The 4,783-nt window shown below is 45.5% G+C and carries 4 protein-coding genes; 3 read left to right on the forward strand and 1 reads right to left on the reverse strand.

Annotation, left to right across the window (positions count from 1 at the left end; genetic code table 11):
* The first annotated feature begins 185 nt into the window (after positions 1-185).
* Complete coding sequence (locus tag EWV84_RS18410) at positions 186-878, forward strand: M15 family metallopeptidase (RefSeq protein ID WP_287079221.1); 693 nt, start codon at positions 186-188, stop codon at positions 876-878.
* Positions 879-956: 78 nt separating this feature from the next.
* Here the strand turns inward: EWV84_RS18410 and EWV84_RS18415 are convergent, their stop codons facing one another.
* Positions 957-1,361: a response regulator gene (locus EWV84_RS18415; protein ID WP_286823950.1), complete on the reverse strand. Its 405-nt coding sequence runs from the start codon at positions 1,359-1,361 to the stop codon at positions 957-959.
* 82 nt (positions 1,362-1,443) lie between these two features.
* Here EWV84_RS18415 and EWV84_RS18420 point away from each other — a divergent pair, with 82 nt between their 5' ends.
* Positions 1,444-4,146, forward strand: a complete 2,703-nt coding sequence (locus EWV84_RS18420; RefSeq protein ID WP_287079222.1) for a DNA gyrase/topoisomerase IV subunit A — start codon at positions 1,444-1,446, stop codon at positions 4,144-4,146.
* A gap of 134 nt (positions 4,147-4,280) precedes the next feature.
* Positions 4,281-4,783 (forward strand): RNA-guided endonuclease InsQ/TnpB family protein (locus tag EWV84_RS18425; RefSeq protein WP_502705767.1); only part of this gene is annotated, 503 nt, incomplete at its 3' end.

A 4,783-nucleotide genomic window follows, 5' to 3' on the forward strand; every position in this document is an offset into this window, starting at 1 on the left:
TTTTCCCTGAAAATTAGGTAATTGACCACCTGAAAATGGGTAAAACCCCACACCCCACACCCCAACCCCCAACCCCCAACCCCCAACCCCCACCGAAAAACTTTTTCAGCAGACCCTATCTAGTCTTTCCGGTAAACTGGCGATCGAGTTGACAATCAATAAAATTACTGTTTCCCGACGACGCGATGAAACCCTACCAAAAAATTCCTATTCGTGAATGCGGGGAACCCCTAGTACCTATACCCGCAGATAAGTTTGTTATACCTTCTCCCCATGCTTACGAGAAATTAGGGGCTAATTATCGGGGTAAATCTCCCTATTTTTTGCGACAAGGGGTGTTAAATGCTCTGATTGAGGCTCAAAACCGTCTGCAAGTCTATCAACCTGGTTGGCAAATTTTGATTTTTGATGCCTATCGACCGCTGGAAGTGCAACAATTTATGGTCGATTATACTTTTCAGACTCTCCTAGACACAAGAGGATTAGCCAAAGAGAAACTATCGGAGGCAGAAAGTCAAGGGATTTTAACAGAAGTTTACACTATTTGGGCGGTTCCCAGCGATAATGCCGCCACCCCGCCTCCCCATAGTACCGGAGCGGCGATCGATATTACCCTAGTTGACGAGAAGGGACAAGCCATCGACATGGGGGGAGAAATCGATGAGATCGGAGAGCGATCGCATCCCGATTATTATATCCCCGCAAAAAGCCCGCGAGAACAGAGTTATCATCAAAAACGAGTTTTATTGGCTAAAGTGATGGAGGAGGCGGGATTTAGCCGACATAAGGGGGAATGGTGGCATTTTTCCCTAGGGGATCAGATGTGGGCCTGGTCGCTCGATCGAGCCTACGCCATCTATGGCAGAGTGGAGGATTAGGGAGATAGCTGTTGGGGGTAAACTCAAAGCCACCGGTCTAGATAAATACTGATATACTAACAAAAGAAGACTCAAAGCTTACACCGACTCCCGATCAACGATCGCCAAAATTTGATCAACAAAAGCTTGGTGATCAACCACTGGTTTAGAAATATAACCATCGGCCTGACTCTGCTTGAGAAAATTCTCTCGATCGCCCTCCATAGCGTGAGCGGTGACGAGAATAACAGGTAAATCGGCGGTTTCGGGGTTAGCTTTGAGAATTTGGCTGATTTTAATGCCATCTACCGCTTTCCCTTCATAGACACTATGGGAGAGGGAGACATCCATTAAGATCACGTCCGCTTCCTTGTCCCGAGCAATACGAAGCACCTCCTCCACGTCTTCAGTCCCTTTAACCTCTAGACCACCTCGTTTGGTCAAAATTTTGGCAAAAACGCGAAAATTAATCGGGTCGTCTTCTACAATCAAAACAGTCGTCATAGGGATGCTCAGGGATAAACAAGGTCAAAACGGGCAAAATGCCTTATGATTCACAGCTAGACAGATTGAAAACGAGAGACTCATGGCCAAACAACTGGATTTCTTAGCTAGTGGTCAAATTATACCCACGGCTTTACACCAAGAGATGGAACGCTCCTATCTAGAATATGCCATGAGTGTGATCGTGGGGCGAGCGTTGCCGGATGTACGGGATGGCTTAAAACCAGTACATCGTCGCATATTATACGCTATGCACGAACTGGGTTTAACCCCCGATCGCCCTTTTCGCAAATGTGCGCGGGTGGTGGGGGATGTCTTGGGTAAATATCATCCCCACGGTGATCAGTCAGTGTACGAGGCACTGGTTCGTATGGTACAGGATTTTTCCAGTCGTTACCCACTTTTATCGGGCCATGGTAACTTTGGTTCGATCGATAACGACCCCCCAGCAGCCATGCGTTATACAGAAACCCGTTTGGCCGGCATCGGTGATCAGGCGGTTTTGGGGGGAATTAGCGAAGCTATCGTTAATTTCAACAGTAATTTTGATAATTCTCAACAGGAACCGGTTGTTTTACCCGCTCAGTTACCGATACTCATTCTTAATGGTTGTTCAGGTATTGCGGTGGGGATGGCGACTAATATTCCTCCCCATAATTTAGGGGAAGTGGTGGAAGGTTTAATCGCTTTGATTGATAATCCCGATTTAAGCGAGGAAAAGTTAGTAGAAATTATCCCCGGGCCCGATTTTCCCACGGGAGGCGAGATTTTAGATGATACCGGCATTCGCGAGGCTTATCGCACTGGTAGGGGGATTATTCCCGTGCGCGGAGTGGCGAAAACTGAAACAATTATCATTGAGGGCAAGCGCCGAAGGGAAAGGACGGCAATTGTGGTTACTGAGTTGCCTTTTCAGGTGAATAAGGCGGCATGGATTGAAAAAATCGCCGAATTAGTCAATTTAGGGAAACTGGAGGGAATTGCCGATATCCGCGATGAAAGCAATCGCGAAGGCATTCGGGTGGTGATTGAATTAAAGCGGGAAAGTCAACCGCAGCAGGTTTTGGCGGCTTTATACCAACAAACGGCCCTACAGACTAATTTTGGGGCGATTATCCTCGCTTTGGTCGATAATCAACCCCGGCAGTTATCTTTAAAACAAGTTTTACAGGAATTCTTGCGCTTTCGAGAAACAACTCTCACCCGTCAGTATGGCGATGAGTTGCAACAGGCCAGCGATCGCTTACACCTAGTCGAGGGTTTATTATTAGCTTTGCAGAATATCGATCGAGTGGTGGATATTCTCAAAAATGCTCCCGATGGTACGACGGCTAAGTACCGTTTTCAGGCAGAATTGGGCATTAGTGACGCTCAAGCTGATTCTATCTTGGCTATGCCCCTACGTCGTCTAACTGGTTTGGAAAGACAAAAATTAGAGACGGAAGCGACGGAATTACAAACAAAAATTCAACAGTTGGAAACCCTCCTCCATAACCGTCAGGAGTTTCTCAAGTCTCTGAAAAAAGAATTGCGCTCTTTAAAGAAAAAATTCGCCGATAGCAGACGGACAAAAATTCGCACTGGGAAGTCGGGAGCAGGGAGCAGTCAGAAGGGAGCGGGGACAAAGGAGCAGTCAGCAGGGAAGAAACAGGATTCTGTGGTTAAAAAGCAGGAGTCAGTCCCGATGAAAAAATTTTCACCACCAGAGATGAAAGAGGTTTCCTTCCCCACACCCCACACCCCACACCCCACACCCTCTTTCAAGTCAGAAGGGAATAAACAGGATTCTGTGGTTAAAAAACAGGAGAATAAAGTTAAGAAAAAGTCTGAGAGTGAGAATGCACCGAGTTTAAGCCTATTTACGCCCCAAGAACCCCCAGAAAATGCGATTTTATTGCTTGATGCCGAAGATAAAATTAGTTGGACGACACCAGAAGAGCGAGCGCCGGACCAGGGTTTAATTATCTATCAACAGGCGATCGAAAAACGGGAAAATTTCCTAGTTATCCTCGATAATGCTAAAGCTTACCCGATTGCTACCCGGGAAGTTCCTCCAAAAGACAATCAACCGGTGTTAATCGACCGTCTGCTGACCAAAACCGCCCAACAAGATTCAGAAGCCGTGTTAAATCAATTTTTCTTGACGGAACCTAAAAAAAATCAAGAATTGCTTTTACTGAGTCAACAGGGGCGAATAAAGCGGCTTCCCATCGATGAATTAGAGGGGGTTGGTAGTCGGGGTTTGTCCCTCATGAAATTGAAAGAAGACGATCGCCTATATGGCGCTATTTTTACTCACGAGGGCCTGGACTTAGCGATCGCCACCAGTAGCGGTCGAGTGTTGCGTTATCCCGTGCGCGAGGAATTATTGCCAATTATGGGTAAATCTGCCCAGGGTTTAGCAATTTTGCGATTGCGCTACGGGGAAAATCTAGCCGGTTGTGTTTCTCTCCCTCATCGGGAAAATCTGCTGCTGATTTCGGGATTAGGTTACGGGAAAAGACTGGCGATCGAGAATTTACGTCTATCACAATTAGGCGATCTTGGTTCACCCGCTTTACAATTCGTTAACAAACAGGATAGTTTAGCGGCCATGGTAGCGGCGCAGGAGGGGAGTATAGTGTTATTAAGTACCAATCAGAATCGAAAACTACCCTTAGAGGTAGAGACTGTGACAGTTACGGGTAAAGACGGGACAGGTTCACAATTAGTCAAACTCAACCCCGCAGAAAAAATTATCAAAGCACAATTGTTACCTAAAATGTCGGATGAATGCCCCCGCTAAATTTTTCGACAAGACATCAACCTTTGCGGGGGATGAAATCCGACCAGGATATTGACGGCGAAGCACGATTTTAATTCTACCATTTGTAGGTAAACTGTGTTATACTTAATTTATCCAGGGTCGAGGATTAATCAATGCTAGTCGTAGAAGCCAAGTTAAAAAACGGGACACCAGAACAATACCAAAGACTAGATGAAGCAATTAGGACATCTCAGTTTGTGCGTAACTCTTGTGTTCGTTATTGGATGGACAATAAGGGGACAACCCGTAATGATCTTCAAAAGCTTTGTGCTGTACTAGCTAACAATAAAGAGACACCTTGGGTTAATAAATTAAACTCTCAAGCTCGTCAATCGGCTGCTGATAGAGCCTGGCAATCAATTAATAGGTTTTACCAGAATTGTCATGCTAAGATACCGGGGAAAAAGGGTTTTCCTCGGTTCAAAAAGCATAGCCGTTCGGTTGAATACAAACTAACAGGCTACAAACTATCTGATGAGCGACGTAAAATCAAGTTCACCGATGGTTTTAAAGCAGGAGAATTTGATTTATGGTGTAGTCAAAAGACATTAGTTTATTATTCAGAACAACAGATTAAACGGGTAAGAGTTGTTAGACGTGCTGACGGTTATTATTG

It is taken from the genome of Microcystis sp. M_QC_C_20170808_M3Col (genome assembly GCF_007095505.1).
GTDB lineage: Bacteria > Cyanobacteriota > Cyanobacteriia > Cyanobacteriales > Microcystaceae > Microcystis.